The 18,940-nt window shown below is 68.8% G+C and carries 16 protein-coding genes; 7 read left to right on the top strand and 9 right to left on the bottom strand.

Annotated features, from left to right (window positions below; translation table 11 throughout):
• Positions 1-3: 3 nt before the first annotated feature.
• Positions 4-480, bottom strand: coding sequence for an alkyl sulfatase dimerization domain-containing protein (locus ACIBHX_RS19490; protein ID WP_397068516.1), 477 nt, complete (start codon positions 478-480; stop codon positions 4-6).
• Between the two features lie 13 nt (positions 481-493).
• Positions 494-946: an MBL fold metallo-hydrolase gene (locus ACIBHX_RS19485; protein ID WP_397068515.1), complete on the bottom strand. Its 453-nt coding sequence runs from the start codon at positions 944-946 to the stop codon at positions 494-496.
• Between the two features lie 105 nt (positions 947-1,051).
• Between ACIBHX_RS19485 and ACIBHX_RS19480 the strand changes: the two genes are divergently transcribed.
• Together ACIBHX_RS19480 and ACIBHX_RS19475 are read left to right on the top strand one after the other, a co-directional pair.
• A complete protein-coding gene (locus ACIBHX_RS19480) occupies positions 1,052-1,741 on the top strand; it encodes a PucR family transcriptional regulator (protein ID WP_397068514.1) in 690 nt (229 codons plus the stop codon).
• Between the two features lie 96 nt (positions 1,742-1,837).
• On the top strand, positions 1,838-2,623 hold the full coding sequence (locus ACIBHX_RS19475; RefSeq protein WP_397068513.1) for an alpha/beta fold hydrolase: 786 nt from the start codon (positions 1,838-1,840) through the stop codon (positions 2,621-2,623).
• 14 nt (positions 2,624-2,637) lie between these two features.
• On the opposite strand, the gene ACIBHX_RS19470 is transcribed toward ACIBHX_RS19475, so the two are convergent.
• The 3 genes from ACIBHX_RS19470 to ACIBHX_RS19460 all read right to left on the bottom strand — a co-directional run bounded on the left by ACIBHX_RS19470 (position 2,638) and on the right by ACIBHX_RS19460 (position 6,211).
• Positions 2,638-3,534 carry an IS701 family transposase gene (locus tag ACIBHX_RS19470; protein WP_397068773.1) on the bottom strand — a complete coding sequence of 299 codons (897 nt, stop codon included), beginning with the start codon at positions 3,532-3,534 and terminating at the stop codon, positions 2,638-2,640.
• Between the two features lie 578 nt (positions 3,535-4,112).
• Positions 4,113-5,504, bottom strand: coding sequence for a CHAP domain-containing protein (locus tag ACIBHX_RS19465; RefSeq protein WP_397068512.1), 1,392 nt, complete (start codon positions 5,502-5,504; stop codon positions 4,113-4,115).
• A gap of 191 nt (positions 5,505-5,695) precedes the next feature.
• Entirely contained in the window at positions 5,696-6,211 is a 516-nt protein-coding gene (locus tag ACIBHX_RS19460) for a hypothetical protein (protein ID WP_397068511.1), read from the bottom strand.
• Positions 6,212-6,488: 277 nt separating this feature from the next.
• Between ACIBHX_RS19460 and ACIBHX_RS19455 the strand changes: the two genes are divergently transcribed.
• Complete coding sequence (locus tag ACIBHX_RS19455) at positions 6,489-8,831, top strand: ATP-binding protein (protein WP_397068510.1); 2,343 nt, start codon at positions 6,489-6,491, stop codon at positions 8,829-8,831.
• Between the two features lie 447 nt (positions 8,832-9,278).
• On the opposite strand, the gene ACIBHX_RS19450 is transcribed toward ACIBHX_RS19455, so the two are convergent.
• The 4 genes from ACIBHX_RS19450 to ACIBHX_RS19435 all read right to left on the bottom strand — a co-directional run bounded on the left by ACIBHX_RS19450 (position 9,279) and on the right by ACIBHX_RS19435 (position 14,441).
• Positions 9,279-9,947 carry a hypothetical protein gene (locus ACIBHX_RS19450; protein WP_397068509.1) on the bottom strand — a complete coding sequence of 223 codons (669 nt, stop codon included), beginning with the start codon at positions 9,945-9,947 and terminating at the stop codon, positions 9,279-9,281.
• 47 nt (positions 9,948-9,994) lie between these two features.
• The gene (locus ACIBHX_RS19445) at positions 9,995-10,834 is read right to left on the bottom strand and encodes a DUF72 domain-containing protein (protein WP_397068508.1); all 840 of its coding nucleotides are present in this window, start codon (positions 10,832-10,834) and stop codon (positions 9,995-9,997) included.
• A gap of 592 nt (positions 10,835-11,426) precedes the next feature.
• Positions 11,427-12,233 (bottom strand): LuxR family transcriptional regulator, encoded by an 807-nt coding sequence (locus tag ACIBHX_RS19440; RefSeq protein WP_397068507.1) that lies wholly within the window; start codon positions 12,231-12,233, stop codon positions 11,427-11,429.
• A 42-nt stretch (positions 12,234-12,275) separates the two neighbouring features.
• Positions 12,276-14,441, bottom strand: coding sequence for a peroxidase family protein (locus tag ACIBHX_RS19435; protein ID WP_397068506.1), 2,166 nt, complete (start codon positions 14,439-14,441; stop codon positions 12,276-12,278).
• Between the two features lie 153 nt (positions 14,442-14,594).
• Here ACIBHX_RS19435 and ACIBHX_RS19430 point away from each other — a divergent pair, with 153 nt between their 5' ends.
• The 4 genes from ACIBHX_RS19430 (at position 14,595) to ACIBHX_RS19415 (ending at position 18,928) form a co-directional block, all read left to right on the top strand.
• On the top strand, positions 14,595-15,821 hold the full coding sequence (locus ACIBHX_RS19430) for an amidase (protein WP_397068505.1): 1,227 nt from the start codon (positions 14,595-14,597) through the stop codon (positions 15,819-15,821).
• Positions 15,822-15,909: 88 nt separating this feature from the next.
• The gene (locus ACIBHX_RS19425) at positions 15,910-17,205 is read left to right on the top strand and encodes an extracellular solute-binding protein (RefSeq protein WP_397068504.1); all 1,296 of its coding nucleotides are present in this window, start codon (positions 15,910-15,912) and stop codon (positions 17,203-17,205) included.
• A complete protein-coding gene (locus ACIBHX_RS19420; protein ID WP_397068503.1) occupies positions 17,205-18,107 on the top strand; it encodes a carbohydrate ABC transporter permease in 903 nt (300 codons plus the stop codon). Before ACIBHX_RS19425 ends, ACIBHX_RS19420 begins: the two co-directional genes overlap by 1 nt.
• Complete coding sequence (locus ACIBHX_RS19415) at positions 18,104-18,928, top strand: sugar ABC transporter permease (RefSeq protein ID WP_397068502.1); 825 nt, start codon at positions 18,104-18,106, stop codon at positions 18,926-18,928. Before ACIBHX_RS19420 ends, ACIBHX_RS19415 begins: the two co-directional genes overlap by 4 nt.
• Positions 18,929-18,940: the final 12 nt, after the last annotated feature.

Genomic DNA, 18,940 nt, shown 5'->3' with positions numbered 1-18,940 from the left:
CGGTCACTCCGAACGCTTGCGTGATTCGTTGGCGGCCCAGGTGAACACGCCCTTGGCCATCAAGGAGGCCTCGGACCGCGCACGCGCCGCGAACACCTCGGCCCGTATCCGGTGCAGGCCAGCGTCATCGGGGGCGGCCTGAACGGCCATCTCGGCCAGGTGCCCGGCGAGCCGCCGGTCTCCCGCCTCGAGCGCGCGCAATGCCGCCTCGCCCACCTTCCCCGCGCCACCGGCCAGTTCGGCCACCGCGCCGGCCAGCACGGCGTCCGGGGCAGGCTTGAGATTGGCCGGGTTGCCGTCGTACCAGCCGCCGTACAGCCGCCAGATGTTGCGCACGACGAACTCGGGCTCGTCGTAGTGCGGTCGCAGGTACGGCCGGCCGTCCAGGTGGGCCGGCGGCTTGACCTCCTGGACGACGGCATCGAGCCTGGCCCCTCGTTGAGCATGGCGAGCGTCTGCTCGATCAGGCTCTCCAGCCATTCGGCCGTCTCGATCAGCGCCTGCTCGAGAGCTCATCCAGCTGGAACTGCCTGCGGTTGATCACCGCGTTGTAGCCGCGAGTCATCAGATAGCGGTCGAACCGCGCGGCCACGGCCTCGTGAGCGGCCACCACCGGCCGGGGGCGTCCGGCCGCGTCGGCCTCGGCGTCGAACGGGCCCACACCGGAGACGTGGTCGATGTGCCCGTGGGAGTAGACCACGGTCGTCACCGGATCGGCCGTCCACTTCCGCACATCCTGGTGAAGTCTTACGGTGTCGAAGTGGTTGCCCGTGTCGAACAGGGCCGCCTCGCCCTCGCCCCTGACGACGATCGTGTGGCCGAACCCGCTGCGGAAGCCCACGCCGTCCGCCACCTCGATGACGCCGCTCCCGGGCAATCCGACCTGCACGATGCTGTCGGTGACCGCCCCGGACCATACCTGGTCGGCGTATTTCACGATGTCCATCAGACGGCTCCTTCGTCGAGATCCGCGGGTGAGCCCACTGTGGCTGGCCAGATCAGGTGCACACAATCACCTCTGATCCCACCGCCGGCCCCCGCGGATTGTGAGATGTCACAATCACGACTGAGCGGTCAGGCCGCCGACGACGTGGCGGCCAGGCACGGGGTGCCCCTCGAACCCGGATATTGCGTGCTGCACCTGGCGATCGGCCCGGACGGGGTCTCTCCCGTGGAGGTACGGCGCCGCCTGCACACCGCCCAGGCGGAGCTCGACCGCCACGCCGGAGAACCGGTCATGACCTGGTTCGGCCCGGAGGGCGGCCACGCCCTGCTGCCCCTGCGGCTGCCCCCTACCAACGACCGGCTGCCCCGCCATCTCGCCGAGGCCGATGTCTCCGTCCACATCGGCCTGAGTGTCGCCGAGCGGCGCGAAGACGTCGCGGCCGCAGCCGGGCAGGCCACCAGGATCGCCGAGGTCGCCCGGGCGGCCGGCCGGCCCGAGGGCCTCTACGAGCTGAGCGACGTCCTGCTCGACTATCACCTGAGCGCGCCGGGCGCGAGCGGCGCGGAGCTGGCCGGGCTCCTGGACGTGCTCGACCCGTCGTTGCTGGAGACGTTGGAGGCCTACTTCGCCGCCGACTTCGATCGCCGCGCCACCGCGCGGGCGCTGAACGTGCACCCCAACACCGTCGACAACCGGCTGGCCAGGGCGAGTGCCCTGCTCGGCGCCGACCTGCGCGCCTCCCACGGCATTCTCCTGGTCGGCGCCGCACTCACCACCCGCCGCCTCGCCGGCTGACTCGTCAGGTCGGCGAGCACGCTTGGGTGTAGGGCGAGGGCAGGCCTTCCCTTTATTGGGTGGGCACGTGCAGTGTCATCCTGCGAGTATCGGCGGATGCTCACACTCGCTGATGATCTTGGACATCTTTCCTACGTCGTCGCCGGCGACGGACCGCCCGTCGTACTCGTGCACGCAGGCGTCGCCGACCACCGAATGTGGGACGCGGTCGTGCCCTACCTGACAGAACGGCACACCGTCATTCGGTATGACTTGCGCGGCTTCGGCCAATCCGCACCACCGACCGGCCCGTTCAGCGAGACTGACGATCTACGCCGTCTGCTGGACCACCTCTGCTACGAACGTGTCCGGCTCGTGGGCGCGTCCTGGGGCGGCCGAGTGGCCGTGGACTTCAGTCTCACCCACCCGGGCCGGATGCACTCTCTTGCGCTGCTCGCCCCGCCATGGCCGGGATACCACTGGTCCGCGGAAATGGTCGCGTACGACGAGGCGGAAACGGCGGCCCTGGCCTCGGGCGACCTGGACGCCGCCGTCCGCATGAACCTGGACATGTGGCTGCGCGGGCCGGCTCGAAGGTGGGAGGACGTCGCCGCTGGACTGGCCGACCAACTCCGCGGCCCGATGCGAACGTCGCTGGTGAACCAGGGCATCGTCGCGGAGTATTCCCAGGGCGCCGCGACGGGCGACATCGCCGTCATCTCCGTCCCCACACTGGTCGGAATCGGCAAGCTCGACATCGCCGACTTCCAGGACATCGGCCGGCGCTACGCCTCTGAGATCCCCGATGCCACCCTGGTCGAGTTCGCCACCGCTGCTCACCTCATCGCACTGGACGCGCCCACCGAACTCACCGCGCTACTCGGATCGTTTCTCGCCCGCTAGTACTGCAATCACAGTTATGGGGTGTGGCCTCTGCGTTTGTAGTGGCTGCGGCGGGCTCGGGTGTGACTGAGGCGTCTCCACCATGACCAGTGCAGATGGTGCTGTGGGGTGAGCCAGTGTGGCCGGAGTATGCGGGCCCAGTCGTAGATCCGCTCTCCGTGCGAGCCCTTGCCGCCGGACAGTCGCTTCCAGGCCTGCCCGGGCAGTTGGGCGACCAACTCGTCCACCCGGATCTCGCGCCACCCCTGCGTGATCACGGTGTCGTTGACCCTGGTGGCCAGCACGTAGGCGACGCCACGTTGCTCCAGCCAAACACGCAGGTGCTTGACCTGCCCGTATGTCTCGTCCGCGGTCACCCACGCGAACGGCACTCCAGCGTCGATCGCGCGCTGCAGCATCCACCGGAAGTGCTCGTTCTTCGTCGCGAACGGCACCTCATCAGGGATGCCGACCGCCCGGCACCGCTTGCGGCCGTCCGTCCACGATGCCGGCAGGTACAGCTCCCGGTCGATCAGCGCCCGCCCCTTCGAGGAGGCGTAGGCCAGGAACGTGCCGATCTGGGAGTTCTCGGTCCCGCCCGCAGTCCCGGTGTACTGCCGCTGAACACCCGCCGAGCGGGAGCCCTTCTTCAGGAAACCGGTGTCGTCGCCAATCAGGATCCCGTCCCGGTCGCCGATCGTCTCGACGACGAAGTCCCGAACGTCGTCGCGGACACCATCCGCGTCCCAGTCCGCCTCGCCCAGCAACCGCTGCATCCCGATCGGATGCCCCTCACCCGCTCGCTCCGCCAGCGTCCACCCGTTCTTCCGCTCCAGCGGCGCCACCAGCCCCGCCATGTAGGTCAGCGCTCGCGCACGCGGCTCCGACCTGGGAAAACGTGCGGTGAACCGTGCATGCAGCCCGGACAGCATCCCCTGCCAGGCCTCGATCTGTCCCACCCCGAGATCCACAGACACGGCAGAACACAACCACAGCCACCAGCTGAACTCACAACTGTCCCGCCCATAACTGTGATTGCAGTATTAGGGTTGCTTCGCATGGGCGCCGGCCGCTCCACTCGCAGATCGATCATCCACGGACTGAGGTTCGTGCCCCCGCCCCTGATACCGCAGTATTCGTGCCCTTCGGCGTCAACTCGCCTGTGCGGCACGGGTGGGGGCCGTGGAACGCCGCAGGGCAGCGGCGTCGGAAGACGTCGGTCGGGACACACATCCAGGCAGCTATCGAGGGCGGGAAAGTGGCAGCCGTCAGATGCCCACGACGGGAGGTACGGCAGCGGGGGATGTGCAGGCCCTTCCAGCCATCCGGAGGCCGGAAGGTCGACCGCGCTGCCGTACCGCCAGGATCGTTGAGGCCACCCCGAGACGCACAGCGAAAACCGAGGCTGCCGTGCCACGGTCGCTCAATACGAACGTGGCACCGGCCTCCATATGACGGCCAGTGCCACGTTCGTGATGGTCACCTCGTGCACGGCACGGGGCGGAGCCGATCAGGCGACCCCGAGGAGGTAGGGGTCGTTCTTGGCCGTGATGGTGATGCCGGAGCCGGTGGCGAGCCAGAGGCTGCCGTTGGCGTCGCGGCCCTTCCACTCCACTTCGAAGTTGCCGTTGGCCAGGGTCACGAGCGATGGGCTTGCGCCTGCGGCTACGCCGAGGTACCAGGGGTCGTTCTTGGCGGTGATGGTGGTGCCGCTGCCGGTGGCGAGCCAGAGGCTGTTGTTGGCGTCGCGGCCCTGCCAGGCCACTTCGAAGTTGCCGTTGGCGAGTGTGGCGATGGAGGGGCTCGTGCCTGCGGCTACGCCGAGGTAGTAGGGGTCGTTCTTGGCGGTGATGGTGGTGCCGCTGCCGGTGGCGAGCCAGAGGCTGTTGTTGGCGTCGCGGCCCTGCCAGGCCACCTCCCACTGGTTGTTCGGCAGGGCGACGATGGAGGGGCTCGTGCCTGCGGCGACGCCCAGGAGGTAGGGGTCGTTCACGGAGGTGATGTTGGCGCCGCTGCCGGTCGCGATCCAGAGGCTGTTGTTGCTGTCGCGGCCCTGCCAGGCGGCGACCCAGGTGCCGTCCGACAGCGTGGCGACCGAGGGCTTGGTACCGGCGGCGACGCCGAGCAGTCGCGGATCGCCGTAGGAGGTCAGTGATGTGCCGCTGCCGGTGCCGACCCAGAGGCTGTGGTTGGCGTCGCGCCCCTGCCAGGCCACCTCGAAGCCGCCGTTGGCCAGCGGAGTCAGGCTCGAACCGCCTCGGAGGGCGGGGGAACTGCTCTGGCCGGCTCCGGAGCTGACATAGCCGAGCACCCACATCTCGTAGCTCTGCCCCGGGAAGAGCTTGTTGTTGGGGTTCCAGGCGCCGCCACTGCCCTCATCGACCTTGACGGTGCTGGTCGACCACCAGAGGTTTCCGCCGCCGCCCTCGTCGCCGCCGATGTCGGAGAGGAGCCCGTTGCTGTAGTCGGTGACGATGGCTATGTGGGAGCCCTGGGTGGGGTAGTGGTCGTCGCCGAAGATGACGGCGTCGCCGGGCTGGGGGACGTATCCGCTACTGAGGGGATGGTAAGCGGACGTGCTGATCCAGCTGGGGACTGACGCCGGGCTGGTGGCGGGGACGGGTACGCCGGCCTGCTGCCACACCCAGGAGACGAAATCGCCGCACCAAAACTCGCCGGCCCCATTGTTGGCGGTGCAGCTACTGTCGAAGCCGGTGCCACCCGCACTGTTCGTGCTGCAGTATCCCTTGCCGAGATTCGCGTTGGCGATGTTCACGATGTCGGCGCCGGTGGCGGCCGAGGCCGGCGTCACCCCGAAACCCAGCAGGGCGACCCCGCTGAGTCCGGTCGCGGCCAGGCAGACTAAGGCGCGGAGTTTGGTGCGGTTGCGTATGGAAGGCATGGGTGTTTCCCCTCAAGGGTTGTCGTTGGACTGAGAGGTGAGAGCGCCGTCGGGCGGCGCGGTCTCGGGGACCGATCCCCGTTGTGCAGGGTGTGTTCACGTGGCGAATGGTGTTTCGCCGGGATTTGTTGCAGCCGTATCCGCGGTGGCGTCAGGGGGCACCGGCATGGAAACGTCATTTCCGTGGGACTTCAGCAGGGCGTCGAGTCACCGGAATTCGGCTGGGTGTAGCCATTGCTGAAGTTGTGGTTCTCGGTGGTTCCGATCACGTAGTTGCATGAATTATAGGCCCAGGTGAAAACCCCGCTCCAATTTTCGGAGGAGGTTGCGTATATGCTGACCGGATCTGTGACGAAGTCAATGGCGCTCGAGTTCGTGGCCCTGGTGACGGGGCCGAATACGATGAACGAGCCGGAAGAGGTTTGGCCCTGGTTGCTCAGAGTGATGTTCCACCCCGTGTGGTTGGCTCTGAAGCCGGAGTTGATGTGGAGCCAGGTGCACACCTGTTTCGTCCCGGAGAACCACATCAGCTGGACGAAGCCGACCTCCTGCCCTTGGTAGCGGAAGTACTGCCTGTCGGTCACCGGGCTGGCCTGGGTGCAGTCCGAGGCGCTGGCTGTCTGCGCTGTGGTGAGGCCTATCACGGACGAGGCGATCGCCACGCCTGCGGCCACGAGGAGACGTGAGGTCTTCCGGCGCGCTGACATGTTCGGTTCCTCCTTCAGTCGAGGTTTTCGACCAGGCAGGCCGGTACTGAACGGGAGCGGGGCGGAGAGGCCGGGACGACGTCCCTTAGCCCAGGCAGGCCCGCACAATGGACGCTCACCCGGTTCGAGTTCCCGGTCCCCGCAGTTCCAGGGTGTGCGTGGCCCGGTGGATGGTCGACTTTCCCGTACATATCCGTACACGGGACGTAGACTGTGGCCGCTGAACCCGGCGTACGGCCGCCAGGGCGGGCGGGGAAAGGCCAAGGGGCAACGGGGAATGGGCGATGCCGTGGTCGGACGTCCTGATCCGGCGCGTGCGGCGGACCTCGCCGAGTTCATCCGCCTTCTCGACGAACTGCGGATGTGGGCCGGTGGTCCGTCGTTCCGGGCGCTGGCCAAGCGAGTCACGCCGTTGCTGCGGCCTCCCCGGCCAGTCTCGCACTCAACGGTCGCCGAGGTGTTCCGGCCGCGACGGCGGCGGCTGGACATCGACCTCGTTGTCGCGATCGTCCGGGCATTGGGGGTGGACGAGGAGTGCGTCGGCCAGTGGCACGGTGAGTGTCTGAGGGTGCACCGCGAGGCCAAGCTCGGCGCCCTTCCAGGGATGCTCCGCCAACTCCCGTCGGATCTGCCCGCATTCGTCGGACGTCAACGGGAGATCACGCAACTGCTGGCGATCGGTGCCGCGACATCGCGCCCTGCCGGCCGGTCGGTGTCGATCGCCGCGATCGAGGGCATGGCCGGAGTGGGCAAGACGCAGCTCGCCGTGCATGTCGCTCACCAGCTGGTCCAGCGCGGGCACTGCGTCGACGTGCAGCTGTATGTGAACCTGCACGGCTTCGACGAGGACTCGGCGGCCGCCGACCCGTCGGTGGTGCTGGACTCCTTCCTGCGTGCCCTCGACGTGCCCGCCGCTCACATCCCGCCCACCCTGCCGGACCGCGTGGCGATGTTCCGCGACCGGCTGCAGGGCCGGCATGCCGTGATCGTCCTGGACAACGCCGCCGACGAACACCAGGTCCGTCCCTTGTTACCGGCGAGCCCGACCTGCCTGGTGCTCGTCACCTCGCGGCGCACCATGGCAGGACTGGACGGCGCCACGGTCCACCAACTCGAGGTTCTGAACGACACCGAGGCGGTACGTCTGCTGGCCGCCGTCGCCGGATCGGAACGGGTCGACGCCAACCCCGCCGCAGCCACGGAGGTCGCCCATGCGTGCGGCAATCTCCCCCTGGCGCTGACGATAGCCGCGGCGCGACTGAAGGCCCGTGGAGCCTGGACCACCGGTGATCTGCTGGACCACCTGCACCAGGGCGGCCTGGACGCGGTCACGGTCGGCAGGCGTTCCCTGCGCCCGGTGTTCGACCTGTCCTTCACCGCGCTGACCAGGCGCGCGAGGCGGATGTTCCTCCTGCTCGCGATCCAGCCCGGCGCCGACGTGACAGAGCACGCCGCGGCCGCCCTGGCAGGGACCACACCCGGGGCGGCACGAAAGACGCTTGAGGGTCTGTGCGATGAGTACCTTCTGCTGCAACGGGCTCCGGGACGCTTCGAACTCCACAACCTGCTGCGCGCCTACGCGGTGGAGACAGCCGCTGACCGGCTCAGCGTGGCCGAACGCGCCGCGGCCATGGAGGGGCTGCTGGCCTGGTACACCCGGACGGTCGAGGACGCGGCCACCACGCTGTTACCGTCCCTGGGGTTGCCGCCGATGACTCACTGCGTCGCGCAGCCCCTGTTGGTCGACTTCTCCGACCGTGTCCAGGCGGTCGCCTGGCTGGAGGCAGAGCACGCCAACCTTCTCGCCGCGGCAGCGAAGGACGCCGGCGACGGTTTGGAAGCCCCGTGGCGGATTCCAGCCGCCGCATCGGTGCTTCGGGCGGTGAGCGGGCGCTGGCTGGAATGCGAGACGCTCCTTACCGACGCCCTGTCCCATGTGCAGCGCACGGGCAATCTCGCGGCTCAGGCGTGGATCCAGAACCGGCTGGGAGCCACCGCCACGGAGCTGGGTCGGGTGGCGCAGGCCGAGGAACTGTTCACCGCTGCCCTCATCACGCGCCGTCTGCTACAGGATCGGGACGGCGAAGCCGCGGTCCTCAACAATCTCGTCATCTTCTACGGACGCACCGGCCGCCCGGCACTGGGCCTGGAACACGCCACTGCCGCGCTGGACCTGGCCCGGCGCGGAGTCAACACCGATCGCGAGGCGTCCGCTCTCAGTGCCATGGCGTCCTGCCTGTCGCAATTGGGCCGCAACTCGGAGGCGCTGGAGCTCATGCAGCAGGTGCTGGCGATCCGCGAGGCCCGCGGTGACGGTTACCGGCTCGCCCTGGCTTACATCCACACCGGAGGGTTCCATCGTGACCTGGGTCAGTACGTGGAGGCAGAAGCCTGCCACGTCAAAGCCCGCGAGATCGCGCGCCACAGCGGCGACCGCTTCGGCGAGGGCGAGGCGTTGCTGGGCCAGGCGAAGGCGCTGCTCGGACGAGGGCGGGCGGCAGAGGCGCGCGACCCGCTGCGGGAGGCGGTCGGCATCTTCGAAGAGCTGCACGCCGACCAGTACGTGACCGAAGCCCGGCAACTGCGGGAGGAGGCCGATCGGCTGGCCGACTCCACCTGACCGGCATCCTCAAGAGAGGGCGTGTGGCTGGACTGTCCCCGGCCCGCAGGCCGACTGGGCGCCCTTGGCGCCGCCCTCACGGCAGCAGCAGTCGCCGGACGGGCGAAGTGTAGAGGGCCGCTGGCGATCTGCGTGACTCTCACAGCTGGCTAATGATGCAGTGCCGCACCAACGGCGATTGGTGAGCGAAGGTCGCGTAACTGAATGAAATGCGCGGTGAGTTCGTCCCGATTGCCGGGGAAATATCTTCGCAACTGGGGGTCAAGGGCTCGCAGGTTCAAATCCTGTCGTCCCGACCAGTTTCACGCTGGTCGAGCAGGGTGTCATCCACAGGATGGCCCCCTTTCGCACGTCCGGGTGACTCCCGGCCGATAGGCTTCCCGATCCCCGCCGCCAAGACCACCTGACGCTCGCCCAGCCGCCTGAGTGGGCAGGCTCGTCTCGGGTTTATCCCGCATCCTGCTCGATGGTGCGCTGGAGGCGCTGGGTTGCCGCTTCGGCGGCGGTTCGGGTGGTTGCGGGGTCGAAGGCGTTGACATTGCCTGTGTGGTCGAGCGTGATCATGGTGTTCCGTACCCTGATGATCACGATGTCGATCGCGACCATCGAGTCCTTGTCCAGATTGCTGTCCGGGAACCCGCTGCGGTACTTGATCGCGTAGACGGCGTCGCCGAGCGTTCCGACCGAAAGCTTGCGGATCGTGTCCTTGGTGCCCTTCGTGACGAACCTGACGCCGGGGCAGTCGCGGGCCAGGGCCTTGGCCGCGCGTTCCAGGGTGGAGATCTTGCCGTGAGTGCCGCTCACGATGTACTCGTTGACCCACTCCCAGCCCTCTTCGCGCTCGAACCTGGTCGCGATCTTGGTCCGGTAGAGCGGGGCGATGTTCTTGACGGCTGTGGTGCAGGACTTCGTGTGGGCGTTCGAGGGGGCGAACGGACTCCACCTCGACGGCGGGGTGCGGGTGAAATCGGAGCTCAGGTCCTCCGAAGTGAGCAGCGCCGCCTTGAGCTGGTCTGGTGATGGAGGCGCGGCGGAAGCCGCGGCCATAGCGGGAGGAGGCGTGAGGAGCGTCCCGGCTAAGAGCCCGGCGGCCACGAAGGGAGGCTTGATGATCACGTCGGGAACTCTAGACGAGGGGCGATCTCGCGACGAGAGGGCTGGGGTCAGAAGAGGGTGAGGGGTTCGGTGGGTGGGGGGTCGGGGAGGGGGGTGAGGGTGGGAACGGCGGTGCGGACGTGGGTGTGGAAGAGGCGGGCCAGGTCCAGGGCTTGCGCGTTGTCGGGGGTGTGGATGAAGACGGTGGGGGAGCGGCCCTCACGGAGCCATTGGGCGATGGTGGTGATCCAGGGCTGCCAGCCGTCGATGGTCGTCTCGCGGTCGTCCCGGCCCAGGTAGCGGATGATGGGGTGGGCCGTGAGGGCGCGGGTGCGGCGGGGGACCCGGGGCTTCTTGGTCCAGGCGTCGCGTTCGGCGTCGCTGGTGGGGCGGGACTCGAAGAGGACCGTGGTGTCGAAGGGGACCCATTCCGCTTCTACGGTCCCCAGTGCTCGTTCCAGGAGGGAGATCGAGCGGTCCTCCTCGAAGAAGGCGCGGTGGCGGACTTCCACGGCGTAGCGGTAGGTGCGGGGGAGGCGGCGCAGGAAGGTCGCCAGGGCGGCCACGTCTCCGGGGGCGAAGGCGGCGGGCAACTGAATCCAGAGGGCGTGCGCTCGGGGGCCCAGGGGCTCGATCGCGTGGAGGAAGGCCCGTACGTCCTCGTCGATGCCGTTCAGGCGGCGCTCGTGGGTGATGACCTTGGGCAGCTTGACGACGAAGCGGAAACCGGGGTCGGTCTGGCCGGCCCAGGACTCGACGGTGCTCCTGGACGGCGTGGCGTAGAAGGTCGTGTTGCCCTCGACCGCGTCGCACCAGCCCGCGTAGGCGCGCAGCCGCGAGGCCGCCGGCTCCGCCGCCACCGGCCACGCCGCGTGCGTCCACATCGCGCACCCCACATGAAGCCGCATGCCCCGACGCTACCGAAACCGCTCATCCACCGCGGACGAGGGCTGCTGCAGCACGGCGTTGCTTCGCCCACGCTGAGGTTCTCGCCCGGCGGCGTCCAAGTGCGACGCATCGCCGACCTCGAAGCCCGCCTCGTCGACCACGGGTCTGGGCTGTCAAGGGAACTGGTTGGTCAGTCGCATGACGGTCGTTAAGGCACGTCGGGCACGTAGACCACAGCATGCCGAGCATGGTGGAGTCCGGCGCGAAGGTATTCGAGCGCGTGGGGAAGCGATGGGCCGTTGCGATGAGGCGTCGCAGTGCGGCGTGGGCGGGTGGGCCCCACGTGGCCTTGCCGCCTGGGCGGCGGTGGACGCCGGCGTCTCCGATGAGGATGCCGACGAGGGGGGGCTCCCGCCGGGACTGTTCGATGATCACCGCGTCCCTGGCTTGCGTCGGGCAGCGCCCGTGGCATCGCGGTCACCTGTCGATCCTTGGGCGCCTGGCCGACGACGTCGCCGCGGAGACGTTTCTCATCGCCTTCAACCTTCACACCTCTCCTTCACCTATCAAGCGGGTACGGCCGGACGAGGGCCGGGTGGGGTGCGGGGATGGTCAGCTGTCGTGGACCAGGCCGAGGTCGTAGGCGACGGCCAGGGCTTCGGCGCGGTTGTGGACCGAGAGTTTGCGGAACAGCGGCCGCTGGGTCGCCTCCACGGTCTTGCTCTTGATGCCGAGCGCCGCCGCCGTCTGCCTGACCGAGTGGCCGCGTGCGATCGAGCGCAGGATGTCGATCTCCCGAGGCGTGAGCCCCGACCGGTCGGCGACCGTACGGCGCTGCGACCAAAGGAGGCCGCATCGGGCGGCCAGCGCGACCGCGTGCGCCTGGCTCCCGACGCTCATCTTGGTGAAGATACGCCGCTTGTGGTTCTGGACCGTGGCGGGCGAGATGCCGAGCGCCGAGGCCATCTCCGTCACGCAGTACCCGGCGCTCATCAGCGCGACGACCTCCAGGTCCCGCTCGGTCAGCCCGGGCGGGCGCGGGCGCCGGGGCCCCGGCTCGCCGCGCCCTTCGCGCACCGCCACGATCACCGCGGCCAGGCCCCGCGAGTGGGGCACGAGCCTGGTCAGACCCGCCCGGGTGATCGTCGCGACGGCCTCCTCCGACAGCCGCTCGTAGGTGAGGACGATTCCCACACCCTCAAGCAGCAGCACCTCGGTGAGTTCGGCCGAGCCGGAGGAGGCGCAGGATAAGTCGATGAGCGCGACGTCCGGCGGGCACAGCCGGCACAGCCGCGAGAACTCGGCCAGGTCGCCGGTGGCGCCGATCACGACCAGGTCCTCCTGGCCGGCCAGCAGCGTGGCGAGTGCCTCCCGATACAGCCGATCGAAAGATCGCACCGCCACGCGGATGCCGGTCATGGCCCGATTATCCTAACTATTACATTTTTGTCCATTAAGGCGTTACGAGGTCAGAGCGCAGGGCTGGTTGTTCAGTGTGAAGGCGGTCGGCTCGGCGTTGACGGCGTTGTTCGAGCTCGCCAGGAAGGCGAACGAGGCGCTGCGCCCCGCGGGGATGACCCGGTTGGAGTACTCGTTGGTCACCGGCACGTTCGCCCCGCCCTGCGTGACGATGCCGTCCAAGAGCTGCAGGATCCGCTGGCCGTTGGCGTAGGTCCACTCGAGCGTCCAGCCGTCGATCGGCGTGGAGCCGGTGTTGGTGATGACCACCGAGCCCGCGAAGAGGCCGCCCAACTGGCTGCCGACCGAGTACGTGACCTTGCAGGAGGGCGCGGCGGTGCCGGGCGCGAAGAACACGTTGGGGTTCAGCTGCGACAGCGGGATGTCGGTGTTGGCGGCGATGACCTGGGCGAGCGTACGCCGGTAGTCGATGCCGTACTGCCGCAGGATGGCGCCCAGCCCGGGGTCGTTGCCGTAGAAGAAGCGGTCGCCGTCGCGCAGGTCCTGGAACTGCTTCTTCCACAGGGCCAGCTGCAGCTCGCCGAACTCGGTGCCGAACCGGTGCGGCTCGGACAGCATCCCGGTGAAGGCGTCCAGCTTGTCGACCGTGCCGTAGATCGCCTTGAGCCGGGCGGCCAGCGGGGTGCGCCGGACGCCGCGGGTGGCGACCTCGTTGGCCGTGGGATCGGTGGGCGCGATCTCCCTGCCGTTGATGTCGAAGAGCCGCACGAAGTCGAGGCTGTTCGGGTCGTTGATCTCGTCGCCGGGGGTCAGCAGCGGATCGGGTGGGAAGGTCTCGGTGCCCTCGCCGGTGACGGCGGCGAAGCTGCTCCTGGTGGCCAGGCCGAGCGCCGCGCGCAGCTGGTTGTAGCCGGGCATGCCGTGGTCACGGCCGCGCTCGATGTCGACGGCGCCGAGGTCCAGCACGCCCTTGAAGCACTGCGGTAGCGTCGGCCCGTCCAGGCAGTCGGGGTTGCCGGAGACCGGGATCTGGAAGAGCACGCTGCGCAGCTGGTTGTCGATCTGCTCGTCGTTCTTGTACTCAGACTCGGCGCCGATCCCCTTCAGCAGGGGCCCGAGCTGGATGGCGGGGACCAGGTCGGGGTTGAAGAACCCGACGTTCAGCGGGACCTTCAGCTCCACCCCGCCGCCGTCCGACTCCACCTCGATGCCCTGCGCGCGGAAGGCGTCCAGCTGGGCCGCGCTGTAGCGGGCGGCCTCGGTCTTCACCTCGACCTCGCCGTGGATCATGCTGTGCGCCCGGTAGCCGACCGTGGCGAACTCGTTGCCCAGGCTCGCGTTCACGTTCGGCCGGTAGCCGAGGTAGGGAGGCAGCCGGACGCCGAGCGAGGGCAGGAACTCGTTGTAGGTGATGTACTGCTGCTCGGCGATGACCACCCGCCGCGCGATCTGGAACTTCTCCTCCTGCGTGAGGCCGCCAGGCAACAACGAGACGATCCTGTTGTGCTCGCGGGCGAACAGCGTGTGGGTCGCGGTCAACGCCAGGCTCTCGTTGGCCCGCACGTCACCGGCGACCGCCGCCCTGTTCGGCTGCGTCCGCAGCCGCCCGTCCACGTCCATCACGGGCGCCGAGGCCGGATCACCGCGGCTGTCCCTGCGCGGCAGGTAGCCACCCGGCATCAGCAGCCCGGCGCCGTCGCGCAGCCACGACAGCCGGTTCTGCGTGCCGCCGTAGACGGCGAACGCGTCGATGTAGGAGCTGACGGTGTTGATCTGCTGCCGGGGAACGCCGACGCCCTTGGAGCGGGCGAAGGGGATGTAGCCGAGCGTGCTGGTGAAGCTTTCCAGCGGATCGCGGGCGTCGAAGGGAATGTCGGCGGTCTCGCCGCCGGCGTCCCGTAACCCGAAGGTGTGGTCGAGGAACTGACCCCAGGTGAAGCCCCACTGGCTCACCCGCCGCTCGGAGAAGATGTTCTGGTTGGTGTCGTTGAAGATCCGGTTGCTGATCAGCCGGGCGTTGGGCCCGGAGACCGGCGCGCCGCTGCCGTCGGCGTAGCGCGCCGCCGCGATCCGCGAGTAGGGGGTTCCCGACTTTCCCCAGGTGGCATTGGCCTGGTTGTTGCCGCTGCCGTCGAGGCTCTGAAGATCCTGGGGTACGGCTGCCGCGAGGGTCAGCATCAGAGCCGTGGCGAGTTTGCCGGTGTGCATAACCGACACCTCCGTCGCGGCGCCCGCAGGTTGGGGGGTTGGCCTGCGTGAGGGGTAGCACCGCGCGGGCGCAGTGTCCGGCTTGCCGCGATCGGTGAGCAATCCTCTTAAGAGATATGTGCGCTGCTAAGGGATTTGTGTTCCCCTACGCTCATGCGACTCCAAGAAATCGCCCGCGGGGTGCGGGCCGGCGACATCGATCCCGTGGAGCTGGCCGAGAGGGCTCTGGCCAGAGCCGAGGAGGCCGCCGAGCTCGGGGCGGTGGTGCACCTGGATCCCGAAGGAGCGCTCAGGACGGCCGAGCGGGTGCGGACCGGGCCGCTGGCGGGCGTCCCGGTGCTGGTCAAGGAGCTCATCGAGGTCGAGGGGATGCCGTTCACCTGCGGCTCCGAGGTCTTCGCCGGCCGTACGGGACAGAAGGACGCCGAGATCGTGGCGCGGCTCAGGGCGGCAGGCGCGGTGGTGATCGGGCTGACCTACACCCATGAGTTCGCCTACGGCTGCACCGGCGTGACGAACCGGCGCGGCGTGTGCAGGAACCCGCGCGACCGCACCAGGATGGCCGGCGGGTCCAGCTCCGGTTCCGCGGCGGCCGTGGCGGCCGGGATCGTGCCGCTGGCCCTGGGCACCGACACGGCAGGGTCGGTGCGGATCCCGGCGGCGCTGTGCGGCGTGGTGGGCGTCAAGCCCGCCTACGGCACCCTGCCCACCCAGGGGGTGTTCCCGCTGGCGCCGAGCCTCGACCACGTCGGCGTGCTGGCCGGCGACGTCGAGGACGCGGCCTACGCCGTGCGGGTGCTCGGGCGGCTGGTGGGCGGGCGCGAGCGGATCACGCCGCGGCTCGCCGTACCGGCGCACCTGGGGGAGTGCGCGCCCGAGGTGGCGGAGGCGTTCGCGAGGGCGACGGAGTCCCTGACCGACAAGGTGTGGCTGCCCGACGCGGAGCAGGCGCTGGCGGATCTGCAAGGCCCCGAAGCGGCAGCCGTACATGAAGGGATATTTCTGGAAAAAGCGGATCAGTATCAGGCCGGTACGCGCGACATGCTCGAGGCGGCGGCCCGAGTGCCGGGGTGGCGGTACGTGCGGGCGCTGCGCCGCAGGAAGGAGATCATCGCGGCGGCGGAGGAGGCGCTGAGAGGAGTCGACGCCGTGGTGATGCCGACCGTGCCGATCCTCGCCCCGCGGCTGGACGAGCCGGACGTACGGCAGAAACTGCTGCGCAACACCAGGTTCGCCAGCCTGACCGGGCTGCCCGCCGTCAGCCTGCCGATGCCGGTCGAGGGGCCGCTGCCCGCGGGCCTTCAGGTCGTGGGCCTCGACGAGACCCGGGTGCTGGCCGCGGCCGCGTGGCTGGAGAACGCCCTAGATCAGTCTTTGTAACGAAATTTCAGAAATTCTTGCAAGACTCTTTCAAAGGGGCCGCGCTTCGACGTACTGTCCGTCCGATCCCCCGATCTAGGAGTAAGACATGCGGCGAGTCTTACCGGCTGCGGCGATCGTCGCGGCCCTCACGCTGGCGATCTCGGCCTGCGGCGGTGGCGCGGGCGACCAGGCGGCGAGCCCGTCGGCGGCCGCCAAGAACCCGACGGACATCTCCGGCGAGGTGACCTGGTGGGACACCTCGGACGCCACGAACGAGGCACCGGCTTTCCAGGACCTCATCGCGGCCTTCCAGACCCAGTACCCGAAGATCAAGGTCAACTACGTCAACGTCCCCTTCGGTGAGGCGCAGAACAAGTTCAAGACCGCCGCCCAGGCGAACTCGGGCGCGCCCGACGTGATCAGGTCCGAGGTGGCCTGGACGCCGGAGTTCGCCTCGCTGGGCTACCTGCAGGCGCTCGACGGCACGCGCGCGCTGGACAAGCCCGAGGACTTCCTGCCGGTCCCGGCGGCCAGCGTCAAGTTCGACGGCAAGACCTACGCGGTGCCGCAGGTGACCGACTCGCTGGCGCTGCTGTACAACAAGGACCTGCTCAAGAAGGCGGGCCACGACCAGCCGCCCAAGACGATGGACGAGCTCAAGCAGGTCGCGCTCGACGCCAAGCAGAAGGCGGGCACGGACGGCTTCGGCGTCAACGTCCAGGGCTACTTCCTGCTGCCGTTCATCTACGGCGAGGGCGGCGACCTGCTCGACGTGGCCGGCAAGAAGGTGACCGTGGACTCCCCGCAGGCGCAGGCGGCCGTGGCCCGTGTGCAGGACCTGGTCAAGTCGGGCGCCGCGGCCAAGCCCACCATTCAGGACAGCTACGCCAACGTCCAGACCGCCTTCAAGGACGGCAAGGTCGCGATGATCTTCAACGGTCCGTGGTCGGTGGCCGACGACCTGACCGGCAAGGCGTTCAAGGACAAGGAGAACCTGGGCGTGGCCACGGTCCCGACCGGCGGCTCCGGCAAGTTCGGCGCCCCGGTGGGCGGGCACGGGTACGCCGTCTACGCGGGCTCGAAGTCCCTGGACGCCTCCTATGAGTTCGTCCGCTTCATGGCCTCCGCCGAGAACGAGGCGAAGATCGCCGGGAAGCTGGGCCTGCTGCCCGCCCGCGCGTCGGCCTACAACGACCCGCAGGTGACCGCCAACCCGATGGTCGGCCAGTTCAAGCCCGTGGTGGAGGCGGCGCACGAGCGGCCCTGGATCCCGGAGGGCGGCCAGCTGTTCACGCCGCTCGACCAGGCCTACGCCAAGATCATGTCGGGGCAGGCGGCCACGGACGCCGCCCTGAAGGGGGTCGCCGACGAGTACCGCAAGCTCCTCCAGGGCTGGAGCTAGTGAAGAGACACTGGTACGCCTGGGCGATGGTGGCCCCCGTCGTGATCGTGACGGGGGTCCTCGTCGGTTACCCGCTGGTGCGGGGCGTCTACCTGTCCTTCACCGACGCCCGCGAGTCCAACGTGGGCAGGACGATCGGCGCCAACGTGATCCCGGACCGCTTCCAGTTCGTCGGCCTGGACAACTACGTCACCACGCTCACCGGCGGGCTGTTCGGCGGCCGCCTCGGCTGGACGATCATCTGGACCGTGGCCTGCGTGGGGTTGCACTACGGCATCGGGCTGGGCCTGGCGATGCTGCTGAACCGGCCGATGCGCCTGCGCGGGCTGTACCGGGTGCTGCTGATCCTGCCGTGGGCGGTGCCGCCGTTCGTATCCGCCTTCGCTTGGCGCTACCTGTACAACAGCCGCTACGGCGTCTTCAACGCCATGCTCGACGGGCTCGGCCTGCCCAGGATCGGCTGGCTGGACGAGCCCCTCGCCGCCAAGATCGCGGTGATCGGGGTCAACGTCTGGCTGGGCGTGCCGTTCATGATGCTGGCCCTGCTCGGCGGCCTGCAGTCGATCCCGAAGGAGCTGCACGAGGCCGCCGAGGTGGACGGCGCGAACGCCTGGCAGCGCTTCGTCAACATCACGCTGCCCGGGCTGCGCAGCGTCAGCAACACCGTGATCCTGCTGGGCACGATCTGGACGTTCAACATGTTCGCCGTGATCTTCCTGGTCACCAGGGGCGGGCCGGGCGACTCGACCGAGATCCTGGTGACCTACGCCTACCGGCAGGCCTTCGAGGGACTGCGCGACTACTCGGGCTCGGCGACCTGGGGCGTGCTGATCCTGCTGATCCTGGTGCTGATGGCCGTCGTCTACAGCCGGTCGCTGCGGAAACAGGGAGAAGTCTGGTGAGGAGCCGGGTACGGTCGATCGCGCTGCACGCCACGCTGATCGCGGCGAGCCTGATCTCGGTGTTCCCGCTGCTGTGGCTCGTGCTGACGTCGCTGAAGCCGCGCGGGGCGTGGACCTCCACCGAGATCGAGCTCTTCCACGATCCGACGCTGTCCAACTACACAGACCTGCTGACGCGCAGCCCGTTCCTGCGCTGGGCGGCCAACTCGCTGCTCGTCTCGCTGCTGACGATGGTGATCGGGGTGATCCTGGCGGCCTCGGCGGGCTACGCGGCGAGCAGGTTCCGCTTCCCCGGCCAGCGGCCGTTCCTGTGGATGCTGCTGGTGACGCAGATGTTCCCGGTGGCGATCCTCATCGTGCCGCTGTACAACCTGCTGGCCACGCTCGGGCTGATCAACCAGTTCGCCGGGCTGACCGTGTGCTACCTGACCGTGGCGGTGCCGTTCTGCGCGTGGATGATGAAGGGCTACTTCGACACCGTGCCCTACGAGATCGACCAGGCGGGGATGGTCGACGGGCTCACCCCGTTCGGCGCGTTCGCCAGGCTCATCATCCCGCTGTCGAAGCCGGGCCTGGCGGTGACCGCGTTCTACTCCTTCGTCACCGCCTGGGGCGAGGTGGCCTACGCCACCGCCTTCATGACGGGCGACGAGAAGTACACGCTGGCCGTCGGACTGCAGACGTTCGTGGCCCAGTTCAAGACCGAGTGGGGGCTGATGACCGCCGCCTCGGTGCTCATCGCGCTGCCGGCCTCGGCGGTGTTCCTGCTCGTCCAGCGGCATCTGGTCACCGGCCTGACCGCCGGGTCCACGAAGGCGTGAACGGCTGATTCG

This window comes from Nonomuraea sp. NPDC050536, assembly GCF_044457685.1.
In the GTDB taxonomy this organism is placed as follows: domain Bacteria; phylum Actinomycetota; class Actinomycetes; order Streptosporangiales; family Streptosporangiaceae; genus Nonomuraea.
Note: the sequence above shows the minus strand (reverse complement) of the source record. Positions and strands in the feature narration are given on the sequence as shown.